The 19,088-nt window shown below is 48.4% G+C and carries 19 protein-coding genes and 1 pseudogene; 7 read left to right on the top strand and 13 right to left on the bottom strand.

From position 1 onward, the window contains the following. The first annotated feature begins 5 nt into the window (after positions 1-5). Positions 6-371: a hypothetical protein gene (locus ACYVGO_RS12765; RefSeq protein ID WP_460969598.1), complete on the top strand. Its 366-nt coding sequence runs from the start codon at positions 6-8 to the stop codon at positions 369-371. A 92-nt stretch (positions 372-463) separates the two neighbouring features. Here ACYVGO_RS12765 and ACYVGO_RS12760 read toward each other — a convergent pair whose 3' ends face one another. The 8 genes from ACYVGO_RS12760 to ACYVGO_RS12725 all read right to left on the bottom strand — a co-directional run bounded on the left by ACYVGO_RS12760 (position 464) and on the right by ACYVGO_RS12725 (position 6,318). Beyond that, positions 464-1,012, bottom strand: coding sequence for a DUF4136 domain-containing protein (locus tag ACYVGO_RS12760; protein WP_460969597.1), 549 nt, complete (start codon positions 1,010-1,012; stop codon positions 464-466). A 217-nt stretch (positions 1,013-1,229) separates the two neighbouring features. Beyond that, positions 1,230-1,376: a DUF2442 domain-containing protein gene (locus tag ACYVGO_RS12755; RefSeq protein ID WP_460969596.1), complete on the bottom strand. Its 147-nt coding sequence runs from the start codon at positions 1,374-1,376 to the stop codon at positions 1,230-1,232. Then, positions 1,373-1,507, bottom strand: coding sequence for a hypothetical protein (locus ACYVGO_RS12750; protein WP_460969595.1), 135 nt, complete (start codon positions 1,505-1,507; stop codon positions 1,373-1,375). The genes ACYVGO_RS12755 and ACYVGO_RS12750 overlap by 4 nt, the downstream gene beginning before the upstream one ends. Positions 1,508-1,572: 65 nt before the next feature. After that, positions 1,573-1,665 carry a DUF4160 domain-containing protein gene (locus tag ACYVGO_RS12745; RefSeq protein ID WP_460969594.1) on the bottom strand — a complete coding sequence of 31 codons (93 nt, stop codon included), beginning with the start codon at positions 1,663-1,665 and terminating at the stop codon, positions 1,573-1,575. Between the two features lie 77 nt (positions 1,666-1,742). Beyond that, positions 1,743-2,834 carry a hypothetical protein gene (locus ACYVGO_RS12740; protein WP_460969593.1) on the bottom strand — a complete coding sequence of 364 codons (1,092 nt, stop codon included), beginning with the start codon at positions 2,832-2,834 and terminating at the stop codon, positions 1,743-1,745. A gap of 86 nt (positions 2,835-2,920) precedes the next feature. Then, entirely contained in the window at positions 2,921-3,511 is a 591-nt protein-coding gene (locus ACYVGO_RS12735; protein ID WP_460969592.1) for a hypothetical protein, read from the bottom strand. Positions 3,512-3,609: 98 nt separating this feature from the next. Then, positions 3,610-4,464 (bottom strand): class I SAM-dependent methyltransferase, encoded by an 855-nt coding sequence (locus ACYVGO_RS12730; RefSeq protein WP_460969591.1) that lies wholly within the window; start codon positions 4,462-4,464, stop codon positions 3,610-3,612. Between the two features lie 81 nt (positions 4,465-4,545). Then, positions 4,546-6,318 carry an FAD-binding protein gene (locus ACYVGO_RS12725; RefSeq protein ID WP_460969590.1) on the bottom strand — a complete coding sequence of 591 codons (1,773 nt, stop codon included), beginning with the start codon at positions 6,316-6,318 and terminating at the stop codon, positions 4,546-4,548. Positions 6,319-6,486: 168 nt separating this feature from the next. Here ACYVGO_RS12725 and ACYVGO_RS12720 point away from each other — a divergent pair, with 168 nt between their 5' ends. Further along, a complete protein-coding gene (locus ACYVGO_RS12720) occupies positions 6,487-7,428 on the top strand; it encodes a polysaccharide deacetylase family protein (protein ID WP_460969589.1) in 942 nt (313 codons plus the stop codon). A gap of 284 nt (positions 7,429-7,712) precedes the next feature. Here the strand turns inward: ACYVGO_RS12720 and ACYVGO_RS12715 are convergent, their stop codons facing one another. From ACYVGO_RS12715 to ACYVGO_RS12705, 3 genes are all read right to left on the bottom strand, one after another. Next, positions 7,713-8,555, bottom strand: coding sequence for a ThuA domain-containing protein (locus tag ACYVGO_RS12715; protein ID WP_460969588.1), 843 nt, complete (start codon positions 8,553-8,555; stop codon positions 7,713-7,715). 104 nt (positions 8,556-8,659) lie between these two features. Continuing rightward, entirely contained in the window at positions 8,660-9,685 is a 1,026-nt protein-coding gene (locus ACYVGO_RS12710; protein ID WP_460969587.1) for a sugar phosphate isomerase/epimerase family protein, read from the bottom strand. 60 nt (positions 9,686-9,745) lie between these two features. Further along, positions 9,746-12,553, bottom strand: a complete 2,808-nt coding sequence (locus tag ACYVGO_RS12705) for a PQQ-dependent sugar dehydrogenase (RefSeq protein ID WP_460969586.1) — start codon at positions 12,551-12,553, stop codon at positions 9,746-9,748. 83 nt (positions 12,554-12,636) lie between these two features. On the opposite strand from ACYVGO_RS12705, the gene ACYVGO_RS12700 reads away from it, so the two are divergent. Then, positions 12,637-13,410: an NUDIX hydrolase gene (locus ACYVGO_RS12700; RefSeq protein WP_460969585.1), complete on the top strand. Its 774-nt coding sequence runs from the start codon at positions 12,637-12,639 to the stop codon at positions 13,408-13,410. A gap of 240 nt (positions 13,411-13,650) precedes the next feature. Further along, complete coding sequence (locus ACYVGO_RS12695) at positions 13,651-14,610, top strand: ABC transporter substrate-binding protein (RefSeq protein ID WP_460969584.1); 960 nt, start codon at positions 13,651-13,653, stop codon at positions 14,608-14,610. A gap of 70 nt (positions 14,611-14,680) precedes the next feature. Here the strand turns inward: ACYVGO_RS12695 and ACYVGO_RS12690 are convergent, their stop codons facing one another. Both ACYVGO_RS12690 and moaA read right to left on the bottom strand, forming a co-directional pair. Then, positions 14,681-15,448 (bottom strand): hypothetical protein, encoded by a 768-nt coding sequence (locus ACYVGO_RS12690; protein ID WP_460969583.1) that lies wholly within the window; start codon positions 15,446-15,448, stop codon positions 14,681-14,683. A 33-nt stretch (positions 15,449-15,481) separates the two neighbouring features. Next, positions 15,482-16,474: a GTP 3',8-cyclase MoaA gene (gene moaA / locus ACYVGO_RS12685; protein ID WP_460969582.1), complete on the bottom strand. Its 993-nt coding sequence runs from the start codon at positions 16,472-16,474 to the stop codon at positions 15,482-15,484. A gap of 169 nt (positions 16,475-16,643) precedes the next feature. Here moaA and ACYVGO_RS12680 point away from each other — a divergent pair, with 169 nt between their 5' ends. The 3 genes and pseudogenes from ACYVGO_RS12680 to ACYVGO_RS12670 all read left to right on the top strand — a co-directional run. Beyond that, a complete protein-coding gene (locus ACYVGO_RS12680; protein ID WP_460969581.1) occupies positions 16,644-17,420 on the top strand; it encodes a DUF2490 domain-containing protein in 777 nt (258 codons plus the stop codon). 180 nt (positions 17,421-17,600) lie between these two features. Then, positions 17,601-18,140, top strand: a complete 540-nt coding sequence (locus ACYVGO_RS12675) for a hypothetical protein (RefSeq protein ID WP_460969580.1) — start codon at positions 17,601-17,603, stop codon at positions 18,138-18,140. A 325-nt stretch (positions 18,141-18,465) separates the two neighbouring features. Beyond that, positions 18,466-19,088 (top strand): annotated as a pseudogene (locus ACYVGO_RS12670) (hypothetical protein); the annotation flags it as partial.

Raw genomic sequence — 19,088 nt, 5'->3', positions numbered from 1 at the left:
ATACGATGGCGATTGTTGCCTATCTGGATAAACGTCGGTTACCATCGTTGGTAAAACAAATTTTTCAGTCAGCAGATGTTGGACTATGCACTATAGCCATCCCCGCTATTGTGGCAATGGAGGTCAGTTATTTAGTTGAGAAAGGCCGTATTAACGTATCACTGGCCGATTTGAAACAACACACAGCTCAATATCCAACGTATCAGTTGCAGCCGTTAACGATTGAAATTATAGAATCTACTTTCCAAATTACGGACATTCCCGAATTACACGACCGGCTGATTGCGGGAACTGCCAAGTGGTTAAACAGTCCGCTCATTAAGAACGACCCCCTTATTCGATCATCTACTTTTCTAGAAACAATCTGGTGAGCAAACTCAGACGATAGCTTACATCAATTACAGTAATAGAAAAAGCGCGCCACTCTCCCGAATGGCGCGCTCTTACTATTGCTACAGGCAAACTAAAACTTATCAGCCCGGTAGGGATATTGGTTGAAAATCAGGTTGACGGCTTCCCGGATTTTGCCTTCCTGACGATCCAGCCCGTTTGTCGATGTTAGCCCTGAAGCCAGCCCCTGCCAGACCGATTGGTCGGTTTTGGTGTCGACGAGATTGACCAGAATGGTGCCCGCCTGAATATTAATGTCCTTTTCTTTTCCTAGACTCTGGACTGCACCAGGAGTGACATTATCGGTGTCTGAACCTGTGTATCCCTTGATCGTTGTGGGCTGGTCGAACACGCGGACATTGACAATCAGATCGGGCGACTGACGAGCCAACGTATAGCCCCGACCGTCCATCGCATTGCCAATGGCATCCCGTATCTGTTTTTTGATGACCGGACTGTTCCTGGCATATTCTTGTTTGGTATCGGGTTGCGTAGCCCAGGCGTAACTTTTAAAGTGACTAAAGTCAGTATTGGGTCTGATTTCGCTGTCTATCGTAACGTTTTGTGCCTGAGTCAGGCTGGCGGCTAGCATCAATGCGGCACCTAAAAATAACCGTTTCATAACTGTGTTGAATTAAATTGATACAAGGTTTACACCTGTTTGGTATCAATAACGAACACAGGCCAGGTCGGTTAATTAAAAGGTTGTTAAATGATAAGGTATCAATATAAAGGGGGAGCTATATAGACCTGGTGTAACTGCGAAATAGGGGAAATTAAATCCCAGTCCTTCCCCCAAACGATGTTGCCGCGTTCAAGGCGAAACTGTTTGAATTTGCTCAATTGGCGATACTTGTTATGTTGGGATGAGGGTGATTTGTTAAAAATGGTCCAAAGTCAACCACCTGCGCTGTTCCATCCGAAAATGATAGCCGTACCTGATATTGATCGATGTAGTCTGCCTGGGTAATTGTAAGTGTCCTCATAATCTCTTGGTAATCTTGCGAATTTTGGGCTTCTTTTTCAGGACAAAAAAATCAAGCCATTTCTGGGCAATTTCATCCGCGTATCGCTCAACTACTTTTAACGCTTCCTTCTGATCCTTAGCTGGCAGCATTTCTACCCCATCGGGCTTTCGTAGCTGGACATCGGTTAATCAAAGAACAATTCAAAAATGGTTTCCTATTCAGCATGGCTTACGTGCACATGAACAGGTAAATGTTCGTTGCTATAGAAATAAAATATAAGACCGAAATATTCAATCAGCTTGGGCATGAGTTAGTTGTAAAGTATACAAAAAATCAAAAATAGGGTATACTTGATTTAGTGACTAGGTGCGATCTAAAAGTTTATTAATAATCATACACGTGTTCGATCTTCACCTGCTGCTCGTTCACATACCGGATGGTTTTATTTAATGAGCCCACTGTCGTTACCAGCGCGACCCGCTTCAGGCCAGGTTTGGTAACAATCGGTTGCGTGAATACCAATTGCAGGTTAGGGGAGACAGGTTGCCAGGTTTCGGGAGCGAGTACCGTTAGTAAAATGGCCGAATTATTCCCGGCTATCTCGCGAAACGTTACACCCTGACTGACCAATGCCGACACCGCCGGATGAAACGCTTCATACCGGGGCAGCAGCAATAAGGCCGAGCCATCGGGGTAGGTTTTGGCAGGGGGCACGGGGCTTGGGGCAGGGGGAACCTTGTCTACAATAACGGCGGTGGTTAGCAGGGCTTCCTCATAGGAGGCTTTGGTGCCGAGTTTGATGAGGTAGCCGTAACCCGCTTTTACCAGTAATTCGGTCAGCAATAGATACTTGCGTTCGCATTTGCGGATGAAGTGTGGCCCCCAAAACGATGTACCGCTGAATAGCCTGGGAATGCGGGATGTAAAGTCGAATTCGTACCAGGGCAATACGCGGATAAAGTCGACGTAATCCTGTGAAAATTGGGCGTTAAAGTTGTCTTCGTCGGTGACGACGGCTCCATTAGCCGGATTGGTAAGCCGACCAATAACCGTTTCATAAAGCGCCTTCAAGGTATACTCAACAGTCGTGCTCACACCGATGACCCAGATCATGATGTGGTAACCGGTGTTGAAGGCAAAACTCTCCTTTATCTGATCATACACAACACCGTAGCTCTGCCAGAGCTGCCTGACATGGCTCATGTACGGGAAAGTCGTGGTGGTACGCACATGGGCATAATCGGCTATTTCGGCGGGGCTATGTACCAGAAACCATTCGGGATAGGTCAGGAACGTCTGATCGGCAGGCCGGATGTGTTCAACTGGTGTAACCGGATGCGGGTTGCTGACCAGCCATTCGTTGGGCACCACGCAGCCTTTTCCGGCGGGTATTGTCAGTGCTTGCCGTCCTTTCCGGAAGAACAGGAAAACAGCAAGTACAACCATGATGATTGTCAGAACCGGGAGCCTAAGCATAGTCGTTGATGGTCATTTATTGTCAGTTGTTGCTTTATCAGTCAATGACGATCAATGACAAAGAATGACCATCAAATGACGATTTGTTAATGATTCCAAACCAGGCCAGCCGTCTGGAACTCGATTTGCCGCTTACCCTGTCCCGCAAAATCTACGTCGACAGTCATGTTTCGGGCTGCTTTCATCTTATTAATCAATGCCTGGTCGGAATCAAAAAATATGATGTTCGCGCTTCCGTTTTCGGCGGCTGAAAACGAGTACGTGATAGCGGGGTTTTCATCGAAACGGACATGGGCTTTGCCTTCCTGAAAACTTCGGTTAAACTGCCCTTTGGACACCTGTATATACACATGCGTACCACTTTCCCGCTTCCGAATCGTCAGGGTAGCGATTGAGCCACCCGCGTAAGGAAAGCCAAATTCAAGTAGTTTAGGTGAAGTAATCGACGCTTTATAGACGGAATGCCCTTCTTTATCGGTTGCCTTCTCATAAGTCCAGGTAGCGGCACCCGCAGGGGCAGCTTTTGTGGAAATAGGCTTGTCGTCGGATAAAGCTACGGGTGGCTCCATGGTGTCGGTTGTCGTTTTTGTGGAGCGCGCTACGTTGGTTTGCTGGGCTTTGTCCTTGTCTGAACAACTGAAAAGAGTTAGCAGAGCGAGGAGGTGAAGTAGTTTCATGTAGACTAGTTGATTTTTGATTCACCGGGTTAAAACCTGACGGCTATGGTGAGGACACAGACCGAGGAGGCAGCTACGCGGGTTTCCACCCACGCTTCTCAACTTTTCGTGAATAGGGCCATTGTATTATCGGAAGGATCATTGGCCTGCAACAATCGCTTCCCGGCATCTGTAAAGCCAACTTTGGTGATCAGTTTACTCCACTCGTCAATAGGTTTGAAGTCCTTGTAATCTTCCTTGTCGACTTCCCAGGTAATATTCAGTCCTAGGTTAAAGACCGTGTGTACCAGCGATACAAACGTAGCCATATCGGGCGTTTTTACGTCGTGGTCGCGCAGAATGAACCAGCCGCCGGGACGCAAAATTCGCCGGATTGAGGCAATAAAATCGGTTAGCTTTTCGGGCCGGGTGTGGTGCAATCCTATCAGACAAGTCACCAGATCAACGCTTTCGTCGGGGATGGCGCTGGGAGGGATGGGATCAAAATTATGCGACTCTACAAAGGTACCCAGCTTGGTTAACTGACCGCGTTCCATAATATCGGCGGGACTGAACGTTGGTGCTATATCGTTGATCAGATAAATAGGCCCACTAATCGGCAAGTGTTTTCGCAAATCGCTAATGTACCGGCCTGGTGAGCCAATTTCTGCATAGCCATTCACCTGTGCACCTTTGGGGAGTAACTCCAGCATTTGCCGGGTCATTTCCTTCTTCTGAACTTTAAGGGCAGGCAACGCATACGTCAATTCCGACAGAAACGGCTTAATGCTGGGCAGACGATTCTGAATGGTTTTGTAAATGGTTTCGTCCGACGTTTGGGTTTTCGTCACTTCCCCAATCAGATGGTGAAATTTATCTTCGGGGTAGAGGTGAAAAACAACTTGCAGGAAGCGATAAAATGCATCGCGTGGTTTCGTCTGGTCGAAAACGGCATGAAATTCGGAAGTAGCCATGAGTTGTTGATTAAAAAAGGTGAAACACAGAGAGAACGGAGGAAGGACAGAGATACACAGAGGACAATAGAAATCTCCGTGCTACTCTGTTTTTCCTCTGTATCTCTGTGTTAAAGCCCCCTCTGGTTGATAATACGTATCCCAAAACACATTATGAAACCGGAAATCCGGGTCCAGGTTTTTCTTTAAGGCAAATAGCTTTCTCGCATTAGGATAGGCCCGATGAAACTGATCCGATGTAGCATGCGCCTGATAAGGCAAATAGTACGCTCCTCCAACAGATAGAGCCGCGTCGATCAGTTCACGAGTCCAGATAGCCACGGCGTTTTTGGCCACGGCATTCGTTCGTTGTTTGTAATACACCACAAACGCAAAGACTTCTTCGCGTGCCCAGGCCAGATAGGAGCCCGAATCAGGCAGGGCGTGCCGGACCGACACGTTGAGCACATTGACCTGATAGCGGTTGAAAATCTCGCTCATCTTTACCGCGAAATCGTCGAAGTGGCGAACAGGTACGAAATACTCCTGCAACACATAGGTTCGGTTGATGCGGGAGCGCGGTTCGAGTTCAGCCACGTCGTAGCCCGCTTCGTAGTTGCGCCAGTGAATGGGAGTAGAGCGGTAAAGCAGCGGATCTACGATATGCTCCCGACGCCATTTACCAGCCGCCGTTTCGGTAAATGCCCACATAAAATACCGTTCCAGCGGATACGATTCCCGAAGTGGCATGAGCCGGGTTTTAACGGTTGGCTGCTCCCTTGTTTTTACCCAGGTAACAGCCCGCATATTTGTGTACGCAGGCGGGTACATATCGCCGTTGTGGAAAACCGCTTCGGGATTGTCGCGGATGGTATCGGCAAAATAAGTGCGATAATCCGACCGGGATAGCTTATGGTATTCCCGCCGAACAGCCAGATTCTCTTCCAGATCCAGTTCTGCCGAGACGATAATACCCAGACCATTATACCCTCCGATGGCACCGAAAAACATATCCGGATTTTCGGTACAACTAGCCCGAACCAGCGATCCATCGGCCAGCACAAGCTCAATAGCACGAACGGATAAGATTAGCGGCCCGTGTCCCATGTAACGCCCATGACAGTTTACGCTGAGTGCGCCACCAACCGTAAAATTGGCGTAGGTCTGCATGATCTTGATACTGAGGTCGTGGGCGTCAACAAATCGCTGAATGTCGCACCAGCGAATTCCGGCCTGAACGTTAATTCGGCGCTCGTCTTTCGAGAACTGGATCACCTGATTCAACTCCCGCATGTCGATGTGGAGACTACCCGGACTGGCCGTTTGCCCACCCATGCTGAACCGACCGCCACCTACAGAAATAGGTCCTGAACTGCTGCGAAGCCGCTCCTGTAATTCAGCTACTGACTTTGGGCGGAACACATCGGCTACCACAACTGGGTTCAACTGAGTTACATCATTGATGATTCGTTCAGGAGCGCTGTGCGGAACCGGTTGTCCGTTATCGTTTTTGAAATAATCGGCAGCTTCATCGGGTACAGTGCCAAACGGGTTCTGATGCTTATCGCCCCGTTTGAAGCCCAATAAATAAATGAGCCAGAGCGGCCCCAATACCGGAACCAGGATGGCCAGTAGCCAATAGCCCGAATGGTTCGTGTCGTGTAATCGTTTGTTAGCAGTAGCAAGTAATGATCCAAGTAGAAGCGGATAGAGAACGTACGTTGCGCCTTCACCAACGAAATCGTGTAAAACGGTATGAAGCACGTAAAATGTACTCCAGATGAATATCGAGACCAGCCAGTACGTTGCCCGATGAATACGGCCCCGGGTTGTGAACAGAAGATAGCTAAGGGGAAGTTTATCTTTTAAACGCATAGGTCTAACAAAGATAACGGAGCATTGGGTATCTGGCTGATTAACAAGGGAACCTCTTATTGTAAGGTATGAAATTTGTAAAGCGGGAAGTACAGTTTGTGACTGGTTGCTAATTTTATTCTATAGGCCAACTACTTTTTTCCTAAGTTTGGGCCATATTCATGTTCTATGTTTACTCGCAAAAACCTATTTCTCTCAGCGGCCCTTTGCCTGTCTGGTTTAGTAACCAATGGCCTGATGGGCTGCCAGTCGAAAAGCGCGTCTACCAGCGAAGCCACGACGACAACTGATTCCACAACGGCGGCTGCGACCGACAAACCAGCCTCAACTGCGGAAACAGCCAAAGCAGCGCCTGTTCCTGATCCATCTAGCATTCCCGCCGACAAAATTGCGGATGCCGCTACCATTCTGGCCCGTCCACAGGTGCCAGTGTTGTGTTATCACCAAATCCGCGACTGGCGGGGGAGTGATTCGAAAAGCGCAAAAGATTACATTATTCCCGTTCAGGCATTCAAGGACCAAATGCAGATTCTGGCCGATAGCGGTTACCATACCATTTTACCCGATCAACTCTACGCTTACCTGACAACCGGCGCACCGCTGCCCTCAAAACCGGTTATGCTCACCTTCGATGATGGTGATCTCGATCAATACGAAACCGCTGTACCCATTCTGGACAAACTTGGTTTCAAAGGCGCGTTTTTCATTATGACTGTCGCTATTGGCCGTCGGGGAAAGCAGCCGTACATGGACAAAGCGCAGATTAAAGAGTTGTCCGACAAAGGTCATACGATTGGTGCCCATACCTGGGATCACCATAACGTGAAGAAATATCAGGGCGACGACTGGAAAATTCAGATCGAAGAGCCGAAGGCGAAGCTGGAAACCATCATCGGGAAACCCGTAAAATATTTTGCCTATCCCTTCGGCTTGTGGAATCATCAGGCGTTACCTGAAATTCAGAAACGCGGTTATGCCGCTGCGTTCACCCTCGCCGACAAACGCGACGATCAAATGCCGCTTTACACCATCCGACGCATTATTGCTGGCGGTCAGTGGAGCACGAAAACGTTTTACCGGAACATGACCCAGAGTTTTGATGGGAAATAGATAGTAGGGTAAAAGGTTTGACGTCTGTAGTTTGAGGTTTGAAGTTGGCTACCTCTGTTCTTGCTTGGCTATGCTGAGTGAGGTCTATTGTTTTAACGGCCTCCGGCCGGAGAAATACAGATTAAGTTAAAAACGGGCCAGAGGCCCTTGAATTGATAGCTATCACTCGGCATAGCCAAGCGAGAACAGAGTTTAGCGTAAACGTTTGACGTCTTTAGTTTGAGGTTTGAAGTTCTTTCAGCGGTAGCCAACTTCAAACCTCAAACTAAAGACGTCAAACGTTTTTATTCAAACCGCCCGGCCCATTCAATGCCTGCCACAATATGCGGCATGGCGTATTTGTCGGTGAAGGTTTCATTCATATGGCCCATGCCGGTGTAGAATACGCGGCCTTTGCCAATGACGTTCGTCCACGAAATCGGGTGATCACCCCCCATCGCTTTGGGCCAGGTTGCCTTATAGGTCGCTTCGTTTAGCGTTAGCAGAACCTGAATACTGTCTTTACCCCGCACACTCTGTTTGAAATTATACCATTCATCGGCTCGGCGGAATTTGGCCGGTAAATGTTTGGTCGTTGGGTGATTCCGAACATCGGTAATGACCTCTGCTTCAGGTGTATGTTCAGGATACAACGGGTGGTCACGGAAGTGGGTACCAAGCATATGATCGTACCAATCCCAGCCGTATTCGGTATCCGAAGCGGCATGAATACCGACGTAGCCACCTCCGTTTTCAATAAACTTCTCAAACGATTTTTCCTGCTCTGGCGTCAGAATATCGCCCGTGGTCGACAGGAAGACGACGGTTTTGAATTTGCTCAGGTAATCATCATTGAAGAAGGCACCGTTTTCGGTCGTGCGAACATCCCAGCCTCTGGCCTTCCCCTCTTTTTTGAGCGCTTCAATCCCCGGCTCGATGGACTCATGCCGGAAGCCATTTGTCTTTGAGAAAATCAGGACACCTTTTGGGCCAACAGTACCCGGATCGGCCGGGCGTTCCGTATCGAAAACGGGCTTTTGCCACGGAAGCTGCCGGGTAACATACATCCCGAATACGACAAATGCACCTGCCAGTAAAACCAGAACGAGCACTAGCCCCAGCAGGATTTTTACGAATTTACGAAACATGATTTTGGATATGTTGATTGAATAGAACGCAGATTTGTATGATAGTTATGATTTATGCTGATCATGATTAATCATAACTATCATACAAATCTGCGTTCTATGTTTTAAGCAAGCTCTGTCCGAACGCGTTCGAGCAGGGTTTTCGTGGCTTTAATACCGTCGTTGGTGGGCAAATAGCCGCCGGTTGGGTTATACATGCCAATTATGCCGCCTTCATACTCGATGCCTACATAGCCTTTGAATCCGGCATCTTTAATGATTTTGAACATCTTCAGGAAATCGGTTTCGGTCTCGTTGCCAGTCGCATCGAACTTGTGGGTTTTGGCACTGATGCCTTTGGCGTATGGCATCATTTTCTTCACGCCTTCGTAGCGGTCATATTCCTTGATGCACTTGGTGCCCATGATTCCCTTGATATCGTTGGTTTCGGGCTTGCTGCGTTGCCGACAGAAGTTGCCGAAATCAGGTAATAAGCCTGCATTGGGCATGTTCACTTGTTTTAGAACCCCAACCAGCCAGTCGATGTCGGTTGAATTGCCAAAGTGGTTTTCGACAATTACATCCATTTTTGACTTGGCAGCATATTCCAGCAATTTGTGATACCCGTCGGCGGCCGATTTTGCAGCTTCATCTGCGGGGTCGTCTTCTGCACCCGTCATCGCTTTGGACGTATCACCCAAGTTCACCCGGATGGAGCTACAGCCCAAATACTTGGCCGCATCGACCCAGGCATAGTGAGATTCTACGGCTTGCTTACGTTTAGTAGCATCCAGATCGGCAATATTGGCTCCATCGACCATGATGAGGTTGTTTTTCATGCCGAGGTCATCGGTGCGTTGCTTGAGTTCTTTCAAATAAGCCTGGTCAGTGTGCTTGTTATTGAAAAACATGGAAACGTATTCGAGCACATTGATGCCGAAATCGTTTTTGGTACGGGCCGGAAATTCCATGTTGGTCATCTTGCCCGACATCAGTTCGCCCGCAAACGAGAATTCGGCCAGTGAAATGTCGAACGAGAATTTTTTAGCTGTCATATCCGCAAAGGTTGACGTTGGTAAAACAGATGACAGGCTCAAACCGGCGGCTGTCAGGCCAAGTTGATTCAGAAAATCACGTCGTGATTGGGTCATGGTATCAAGAAGAAAAGCCCCTCTCCTGAAACCAGGAGAGGGGTTGGGGTGAGGTTTAAACTAGTTAGAAAGCTGTACGGTAACGGGAACGAAGAGCGGAGATTTGCCCGCTTTTTCGTTTTTAAAGACGAAATACAAATCGTGCTGACCAGTCGTTGGCGTAACCGTGACCTTGGTAATGCTGGGCTTAAAGAGATCGGCGGGGTCTTTGCTTTCGTTAGGCAACAACTCTTCAGTTTGGCCCAGCGATGGCCCCGTTGGTGAATCGATGTGTATTTCGATGCGTCCACCAACGGCCATGAGTTGCGCTTTGGGAACGGCTACCGCAAACTCCATCGTCCGTACGCCCGTCAGGTCAAACTTGTTGAATTGCACATAGGTATCCGAGCCCATCACAATGACAATCGGGTAGGGTTGAGTGCCCATTTTGAACAGCGTGACGCCTTTCGATTGGCTGTTGCTCGTACCCAGTGGTATTAGCGGATTGCGTAGCACCAGTACTTGTTCACCGGTCTGGGCAGGCAGGCCATTGGCTCCTTTATCTTTGTACGATGCCTGCAAAACCAGATCACCTTTCTCATTTTTATCGGGCGTATACGTGCCTTTTGTTGACAGCGATGGTGTAGCTACTTTCTTATCAGACAAGGTGAGAATATACTTCACAATCTCGCTGGCGTCATTCTGGCCCAATTGTGGGTGAGCTGTCATGATCGCATCGCCCCAGGAGCCGCCACCACCTTTAATGATTTTGTTCGACAGGCTGGCTACGGCATTCGCGTCGCTTTTGTACCGTTTGGCTACCTCAACGAAGGCTGGCCCAACTGATTTTTTGTCCACAAAATGGCAGGCTTTACAGTCGCTCTTTTCCATAAGCACCTGGCCTGCACCTAAGTACGTTGCTTCCGAGAATTTGTGCCCGGCCGGGCCGCGTTCGGCCTCGCTCACATTCTGCGCTGATCCTTCAGTCTGGTAGTTGGCTTTCACCATGACCTGCTTCGCCAGAATTTTCCCAGTCGCCAAACTGCCATCTTCTTTATCCGTCACACTAACCTGATAGGCAATCGGTTGACCGGGGAAGTAGAAGCTTTTATTTCCATTCAGGATGTCCAGCGCCACGGTAGGCGGTTGATTGCCCGCCATAATATCGACCTCGCGGGAATCCTTGAGGCCTTTGGCATCCGTTACGGTTAATATCGCTTTATACTGACCTGGCTTCTGGAACGTGAACGTTGGATTTGGCTCGTTCAGAACCGTTGGCTGACCACCCGCTTTAGACCCTCCAGTCCGGTTGTAAATTTTCCACTGATAGGTTATCGCATCGCCATCAAAATCTTTGGTGCCTTCCGACGATAATTTCACCGCCATAGGAACGGCACCGGCTTTCTGATTAGCAGAAGCCTGTACGTTCGGCTTGCGGTTACCGGCGTTGAATTCAATTTTTACCAGGCGGGAATCGTCGTTTTTGAGGAACCAGCCTGTACCATATTCCAATACATAGAGATCACCGTTCGGGCCGAAAGCCATATCGATGGGGTGACTGAAGGCCATGTTGGGCAGGAAGCGCTCCGTGCTGGTCATGTCGCCTTTACTGTCGTAACTGACGGCTAGGATCATGTCGCGCATCCATTCGAACAGGAACGTTTTACCGTTATAATACTCCGGGAAAGGGCGTTTGGCACCTTTGAAATCGTCTTTGTAATAGGTCGGGCCAGCCATTGCACTTCGGCCACCGGTACCCATAATTGGGAATTGCTTGCTCTCGGCTGCCGGATACCAGATCATGGCAGGTTGGGCAGGAGGGAGGTCGTTCAACCCCGTGTTGTTGGGCGAATCGTTGACTGGGTGAGCCGGATCGAATTTGGCACCCCCTTTTCCGGTCGTAAAATCTTTATCGTAATAGGCTTTGTTATTCCCCACAAAATAGGGCCAGCCAAAATTGCCCGCCTTTTTCGCCTGGTTGTATTCATCCTCAGCGGTAGGGCCAACGCCTACTGAATCTTCACCGGCATCGGGACCAACATCGCCCCAGTACAGATAGCCAGTATGTTTATCCACGGCAATCCGATAGGGGTTCCGATGCCCCATCGTGTAAATTTCCGGGCGGGTTTTAGGCGTTCCTTTTGGGAATAGATTGCCTTCTGGAATCGTGTAAGTGCCGTCGGCTTCGGGGTGGATGCGTAGAATTTTGCCCCGCAAATCGTTCGTATTTCCCGATGATTTCTGGGCATCCCACGGGCCACGGCCTGGGCGCTCATCAATAGGCGCATACAAGGTAGCGCGCGGGCTAGTGTTATCGCCGGTTGAGAGGTAGAGGTTGCCTTCCCGGTCCCAGTCAATCGAGCCACCGGTATGGCAGCACTGCTCACGCTGGGTGGCTACTTCGAGCAGTACTTTTTTCGAGGAAAGAACCAACTCGTCGCCACGAAGCTCGTAGCGGGTCAGGATGTTTTTGGGCTCGTTGCCTGCGGGCGAATAATACAGATAAACCCAGTGATTTTTCTCGAAGTTAGGATCAAGGTTTACGCCCAGCAGGCCATCTTCGGCCTCGGTTTCGTTTCCTTCCTTATCCTTGTATTTCGTGCTTACCGGAATCGAAGCAATGGTTTTTACCTGCTTCGTTGTGGGGGAGTACAGTTGTACCTGCCCATGCCGTTCAATAAAAAGAACGCGTTCGTCGGGCAGAATGGCCATTTCGAGGGGTTCATTTAATTTTTCGGCCAGTACTACCTTTGTAAATCGATTTTCATCGGGCTTGTCGCCGGGGTCAGTCAATGGCCTTACGGAATAGGCCAGAAGTCCAATCGCGCCAATGCAAAGTGGAATTACTGCCTTGTACGATTGCCGTGAGAAAAAGTGGCGTTTCATCATAGATGTGTAATTTTAACACAATGATACTGATTTTATTTTATTGTGTTGAAATTACACACTATGTTTATTCTTAAATTTTCCATATGGAATACCAAAAAGAATTGAGAAGACTCATTACCGATTTTAAAACAAATTTTCTTTCCTCGGTATCACTCGACCTGGTGATATTCGGTTTTCACGATGGCCAGCTAAAAGTGTTGTTGCTTCGCTGGAAGGGCACGAATGACTGGTGTTTGCCCGGTGGTCGAATTCGCCATGAGGAAAGCCTGGAAGCAGCTGCCTATCGGAGCCTACAGCAACGGACAGGTTTACGTGAGATTTTCCTGCAACAATTTCACACCTTCGGCGACGTTATGCGGTACACGAATTTCAGTAAACAGGAAACGATGGCGAAGCTGGGTTTACCCGACGATGTGACGCATGAGCTTGTTAGTCGGGATGTGTCGGTAGGTTATTATGCGCTGGTCGAGTTTGCCAATGCGATCCCTACCCCCGATTTCTTTACGGAGGAGTGTTGCTGGTGGGACATCGACCAGATTCCTCCGTTATTATTTGATCATAACAGTATGATTACGTTGGCACTCAAAACCTTACGTCGGCAACTCAGCTACCAGCCTATTGGCTATAACCTGCTACCCGATAAGTTTACGATGCCTGATTTACAGCAACTGTACGAAACCATTCTGGGCCAATCGCTTGACCGTCGAAATTTCCAGAAACGAATGCTGGGTTATGATATTCTGGAGCGGCTGGAAGAGCGTAAAACCGGTGGTGCGCACAAAGCGCCCTATTTATATCGGTTTGATAAAGCGAAGTACGAAAAAGCCCTGGCCGATGAAATTCTGTTCGTAGGCTGAGTGTTAGATAAGGATGCTGTTGATTCTAATGATACTAATCGATTCTATTGATTCTGGTAACCAGTCCAGTAGCTTTAACAGAGTCTTTAGCACCTACAGAATCTATTTTAGTCATATACTAAGCGTCTATTTTGTTTTCTTTCTTTTTACATTAGTTCTTGCAATCAGCTATTTCCCACTGAGTGCAGAAAACCTTATACAACCTGACTTGTTAAACTAGCCGTATCAGTACTGTACCCCATGAATACAACCATTAAATTAGCGCTTGACCGGACTCCTAACACCAATCATACGGGCTTCTACGTTGCCCAGGCAAAAGGGGCTTATAAACAGGCTGGTCTTGATGTAGAATTCATTTCGCCTGATCAGGAGAACTATCAGACCGCGCCAGCGCGTCGGGTGGCCCAGAGCGACGCTCATTTGGCCATTACCCCCTCCGAAAGTGTTATCAGCTATCAAACCAATGGAGTTAAGTTGATTGCAGTAGCTACGTTACTGGCGCGTGATGTGAGCGCTATAATGACCCTGAGAGAAAGTGGGATTGACCGGCCGCAACAACTGGACGGTAAGGTGTATGCCTCCTATGGTGCTCGCTATGAAGAAGATATTATCCGGCAACTGATTCAGAACGATGATGGACGGGGCCAGTTTATTCCGCATAAATCGCCCTGGGCCAATATCTGGCGGGCGTTAGTAACCCGTGAGGTCGATGCGGCCTGGTGCTGGCTTACCTGGGAGGGCGTGAAAGCGGATATTGATGGTATTGACCTGAACCAGTTTCTCTTTGATGAGTACGAAATCCCCTATGGCTACAACCCTGTACTAACTGCCGACCAGGAGTGGGCCGACCTGAATGCGGATGCCTTACGGGCGTTTCTGGAGGTAACCGCAGCAGGCTTCCGCTATGCAGTGAAAAATCCTGATGAATCCGCCCGCTTGCTGATGAAAACGGCCAATCACCCCTCGCTATCCAACCGGAATTTTGTGGAGCAGAGCCAGCAACTGGCATCAGGTTATTACTTAGATGGCGAAGGAAATTGGGGGTTCATGCATCGAACCATCTGGGTATCGTTTGTGAACTGGATGATCCGCAACCGGATGCTCACCGACGCGAAAGGGGAGTTGATTCAACGAATGGACGTGGATGCACTGTTTACCAATAAATATTTTGAAGGTATTCCGGCGGTGATACGCCTGTGATGTTTAGTATTTAAACGAAGTTCGCCCCCTACAGGGGGCGAACTTGTTTTAAGAGGGAAAAGCCTGATCTCTAATGAAACAGCGCACGCTTTAACTTTTGCCAGCGAGAAGGTGTTTTGACAAGGCAAATCCCACCTCCGGTAATATTCTTCCTCATTATTGGCCTTGGTTCACGTACTATAATATCGTTAAGGGTAATTGATGAGGTTGAGTTTGATACAGGAATCGTAGCTTTTCCTGGTAGATAGCCTTGGGTATATGTCCAGACTGTTAGTTCCGTGAGTTGCTTTTGCGAAGTCACGATTAGCTCGAATGTCCCAGTGCTATCTGTCTGAGCTTGCCAATATTCTACAAATTGGGACGCAGATACCGTAACGCCTGATGCAGGCGACAGCTTTCCGCTTGTATCCATGAGCATGACTCGTCCGGTGATAACCCATTTTTTTTCGGCGTCAATGTCGGGAACTGAAATCGTTGAAACAGAAAAATCGGTCCGTACGGAAGTTGATGGCGATGGTTTAGGAGCTTGGTTAAGTTGAGCGCGCGCTGTTTGCCAACCAAACAAGCCCATTGTGAGTAAGCCCACCCAATGCCGCCAGACAGAGGCAATTCCTGGGTTTGCTACAACCAGTTGACGATTAAGCTGCTCATTCCGGAAACGCCCGCAGCTCGTTTCTGGCGCTTTACTGAGTAGCCGAACCAATTCATGATCGGAAAGGGCCGTATAATCAACTACCGTTTTCTGACAACTGGCACAGAACCGCCCCTGTTCGTTCGGCTGCATCTCATCCCACCGTTCGTGGCAGGGCTGGGAAATCTGGATGGTGAGGCTTCGCATACTACACCTTATCTACTGGTTCTTACATTAGATCTAACCGCCAATCGTGGACATCGACTCACTAACCGATCCGCCAGCCTGCACACTGCGTTGTTCGGCTTCGAAACCGTTGAGTGGACGATGGGCGAAAGCTTGCAGAAAGGCTGCCGTCAGCTCATTGTCGGACGCGCCAGACCGAAGTAAAGCGCGAACATCCAGCACACCGTTATCGTATAGACAGGTTTTTAGGGTTCCCTGGGCAGTTAGCCGGATTCGGTTACAGGTGCCGCAAAAGGTTCGGCTGAAAGCCGCAATGACGCCGATGGTTCCCTGGTGACCCGGAATCTGGTAATTGGCCGAGGTTGAAAACGGGGGATCGGGCAGTTTCTCTAGATCGGGGAAGTGCGACCGGATTTCGTCTACAATACGCTTGTGTGTCCAGTTAAGTACTGGATAATGGCTTCCTTCGCCGTTGAAGGGCATTTCTTCGATAAATCGGACGTCAACAGGCAGGCTGCGGGTCAGATTGGCTAGCGGGATTAAATCCTGCGTATTCTGCCCATCCATTACTACCGCGTTGATTTTGGTCTGAATCCCCGCCGATATAAGCGCATCGAGTGTTTTCAGTACAGCGGGTAGTTCATCGCGCCGGGTAATTTTTCGAAACCGTTCGCGGTCGAGGGTATCCAGACTCAGATTAACCGATTTAACACCGAGCGCGGCTAAATCAGCGATATGAGGGGCCGTTAATACGCCGTTGGTTGTCAGGGAAATGTCAGTCAACCCGTCAACAGCTGCCAGCCGATGCAGGAAATTCATCAGGCCCGCCCGAACGAACGGTTCACCACCCGTAATCCTTACTTTTTGTATCCCTAATCGGGCTAGCACCTGCACAATACGCTCCATTTCCTCAAAGGTCAGGACCTGATGTTTAGGCAGGTATTTGATGCCTTCTTCGGGCATGCAGTAAAAACACCGCAGGTTGCAACGGTCCGTTACAGCAAGCCGGAGGTAAGTGATGGGGCGATTGTGATTATCGTAGATCATGCAGTGTCATACTAACACAAAATTAGGGGTTTTGATTGCATTCGGTTCTGTTTCGTAACGGCAGTTTTGAGTGTATGTCATGATGAAACCGAACAGAATCGATTGTTTAAGAAGCGATTGGCATACTATTTGGTAAGTGGCCTACCTAAAGCCTGCTACTTAAAAACTAATGCGAATTCTTTTCCTGCTGTATTTCCTGTTGACTGGTTGTAGCTGTATTGCACAGGATTGGACATTCTATGGTTTTTTCCCTGCTATCTCGCAATCGGGAAACATTGGCAAAAAGTTTCAGTACAATCTGTACCTGTCATCTACGATTGATGCGTTCCATCAAACTGTAGCGGATAAGGACTATCCAGCAACGGCCCTTCAATATTATGTACAGCCGAGTTTAAGCTATAAGCTCACCCCTGCTATTCAGGTGGGCTTGGGCTATGCCTATGTAAAGCACAATCTGTTTGGGCTGCATGTTAACGAAAACCGCCTTTGGGCACAGGCAGTGGCTACGCACGGTGTTCCCGCGCTGGGTCGGCTGAAATTGTCGCATCGGTTACGGTACGAGGAGCGTTATCCGTTGAATATGAAAACAAACCAGTGGTCGTATGCTACCTTGTTCCGATATCAATTGGGGGTGAATGTGCCGCTGTATGATCCCAAACAGAAAACGAAAGGATTTTATGCGTCGGCTTCCAATGAATTTTTTCTGTGCCTGACGGGGGCTCAAAACAGTCCCATCAGTTCAAAAAATAGTTTTTACGGTGAAAACTGGCTGTATGGTGGCCTGGGCTATAATACGGGCAAGTTTGGTAAGATTGAGCTGGGCTATATGTACCAAAATCTGATTCGGAATCCGCAGCAAGACCATCGCTACCTGCATTTATTGCAGGCAACCTGGGCGGTTAACTTCGATTTGTCGGAAATTGGCGTTTGGTTATACACGCCTTAAATTCAGGCAGAACAGTATGTTAGATGCAGTCTGTGACATTATTTTGCTATAGTATACATTCTAACTAACTATGGCATAGCTTTTGCCAAAGTTTTGTAAAAAAATAGCTCATAACTAGTCAGTATGGGTTTTGTTTGAAATATTAGTATTATTTTTGGAGAAAATCTGTCAATCGTCATTTTGAAAAAAGTAGTTTCCATCGGTCTCTTTGCGCTACTCGCCTATCACACGCTGGCTTACGTGCTGGTGTTTGTGGGCTCCTGGTGGCAGGAAGAACATGACCTCTCGGAACGACTTTCTGTTTATCGGTCGGTTGATAGCATCGTCGAATTTGAGATTCCCCTCAAAGATAAACTCGATGAAAGTACCATTGCCCGCACAACCTCAGATGGGTTCAGCTATCATGGGCATTATTACTCCATCGTGAGCATTGAGGTTCGTGATAATATGCTTCACATTGCTGGTCTGGAATCGCAAAGTCGTTCATTCTGGCAGGGGGATTTACTTTCGTTCCTGAATAAGCACGTTGCTGGTGCTACCGATTCGCACGAAAAGGCAACTAAGTTTTTGAAGTTTCTGCTAAAAGAATATCCGGTTAATCCGCGATCTGTTTTTTGTTTTCTTACCCCCAACTGGCGCGAAGCCATTCGTATTCCCGAACAACTGTTCGTACTTGCAGCCCGCGCCCTGCCCGTTCATTCGCCCCCTCCCGAAGCCTGAGGTGAATTTCCTTCTATCGCGTTCAAGACCTGTTTGCAGTAGTTATGCTGGCTATATTGTCGTGCCATGTCGCATGAGCAACGTGTAGTTGTTGGCTCACTAATTGACGGGTAGTGTCAATACCAATAAGCTACGGACTGCTAAAAATGGTATAGCCAACCCAATCCCTGGGTATTCCGGCTACGCGATTGTGCGACCTTTTCTATCCAGATAAACTGATTTATGATTTCTGTTTGTAGGTCTACAAACAGGGCATCTGCTTGGCTACTGTTAGGACCGGTCGTGCGAGAAAGCATTCATTTTCCATCTCAGACATTCGTCAATCATGAAATTAATCTCTACTATCGGTTTAGCGATAGCGTATATACTTGTTTCCAACACAACAACATTGGCACAAGGTTGTGTGGCGGTTCGGCACATGAGCTGCGCAGCGCCAGCAGGATCTGCCGATTATTTCAAACAACGTAACGGCCACTGGCAGGTGTCGGCGGGCTATCGGTTCTTTCGTTCCTACAAGCACTTTGTGGGCGATGTAGAGCAGAAACAACGTGTTGAACAAGGCACCAATGTGATTAACGTTTCTCATGCTATCGATCTGGGAATCACTTATATGGTGAACCAGCGGCTGTCGTTTTCGGTCAACCTACCAATCCAGTACTACGACCGCTCATCCCTCTACGAACATTACGGTAATACCGTTGCGCAAAATCCCCAACAGAAACGGTTTGATACCGGCTCGGAGGGCATTGGTGATCTACGTATTTCTGGAAGTTACTGGCTTGTTAATCCAGTCAAACTGCCTAAAGCCAACCTGGCTGTTGGGCTGGGTGTAAAACTGCCAACGGGTAAGTATGATGTGACCGACGATTTCCACAAACTGACGAAAGAAGGCACAGATTATACAGTTAAGTTGCCTGTTGATCAGTCGATTCAATTGAAGTCGGAGGC

This window comes from Spirosoma migulaei (genome assembly GCF_054776855.1).
The sequence above is the reverse complement of the archived record's forward strand: the minus strand, read 5'-3'. Positions and strand labels throughout refer to the sequence as shown.

What these genes read in the sequence shown, in the direction of transcription:
- ACYVGO_RS12690 (WP_460969583.1), bottom strand. Translation starts at nt 15,448, where the DNA reads ATGCGAAGCCTCACCATCCAGATTTCCCAGCCCTGCCACGAACGGTGG.
- ACYVGO_RS12730 (WP_460969591.1), bottom strand. Translation starts at nt 4,464, where the DNA reads ATGGCTACTTCCGAATTTCATGCCGTTTTCGACCAGACGAAACCACGC.
- ACYVGO_RS12750 (WP_460969595.1), bottom strand. Translation starts at nt 1,507, where the DNA reads ATGCTGCCAGCTAAGGATCAGAAGGAAGCGTTAAAAGTAGTTGAGCGA.
- ACYVGO_RS12700 (WP_460969585.1), top strand. Translation starts at nt 12,637, where the DNA reads ATGGAATACCAAAAAGAATTGAGAAGACTCATTACCGATTTTAAAACA.
- ACYVGO_RS12735 (WP_460969592.1), bottom strand. Translation starts at nt 3,511, where the DNA reads ATGAAACTACTTCACCTCCTCGCTCTGCTAACTCTTTTCAGTTGTTCA.
- ACYVGO_RS12720 (WP_460969589.1), top strand. Translation starts at nt 6,487, where the DNA reads ATGTTTACTCGCAAAAACCTATTTCTCTCAGCGGCCCTTTGCCTGTCT.
- ACYVGO_RS12695 (WP_460969584.1), top strand. Translation starts at nt 13,651, where the DNA reads ATGAATACAACCATTAAATTAGCGCTTGACCGGACTCCTAACACCAAT.
- ACYVGO_RS12710 (WP_460969587.1), bottom strand. Translation starts at nt 9,685, where the DNA reads ATGACCCAATCACGACGTGATTTTCTGAATCAACTTGGCCTGACAGCC.
- ACYVGO_RS12760 (WP_460969597.1), bottom strand. Translation starts at nt 1,012, where the DNA reads ATGAAACGGTTATTTTTAGGTGCCGCATTGATGCTAGCCGCCAGCCTG.
- ACYVGO_RS12765 (WP_460969598.1), top strand. Translation starts at nt 6, where the DNA reads ATGGCGATTGTTGCCTATCTGGATAAACGTCGGTTACCATCGTTGGTA.
- ACYVGO_RS12755 (WP_460969596.1), bottom strand. Translation starts at nt 1,376, where the DNA reads ATGAGGACACTTACAATTACCCAGGCAGACTACATCGATCAATATCAG.
- ACYVGO_RS12715 (WP_460969588.1), bottom strand. Translation starts at nt 8,555, where the DNA reads ATGTTTCGTAAATTCGTAAAAATCCTGCTGGGGCTAGTGCTCGTTCTG.
- ACYVGO_RS12705 (WP_460969586.1), bottom strand. Translation starts at nt 12,553, where the DNA reads ATGATGAAACGCCACTTTTTCTCACGGCAATCGTACAAGGCAGTAATT.
- ACYVGO_RS12680 (WP_460969581.1), top strand. Translation starts at nt 16,644, where the DNA reads ATGCGAATTCTTTTCCTGCTGTATTTCCTGTTGACTGGTTGTAGCTGT.
- moaA (WP_460969582.1), bottom strand. Translation starts at nt 16,474, where the DNA reads ATGATCTACGATAATCACAATCGCCCCATCACTTACCTCCGGCTTGCT.
- ACYVGO_RS12745 (WP_460969594.1), bottom strand. Translation starts at nt 1,665, where the DNA reads ATGCCCAAGCTGATTGAATATTTCGGTCTTATATTTTATTTCTATAGC.
- ACYVGO_RS12740 (WP_460969593.1), bottom strand. Translation starts at nt 2,834, where the DNA reads ATGCTTAGGCTCCCGGTTCTGACAATCATCATGGTTGTACTTGCTGTT.
- ACYVGO_RS12725 (WP_460969590.1), bottom strand. Translation starts at nt 6,318, where the DNA reads ATGCGTTTAAAAGATAAACTTCCCCTTAGCTATCTTCTGTTCACAACC.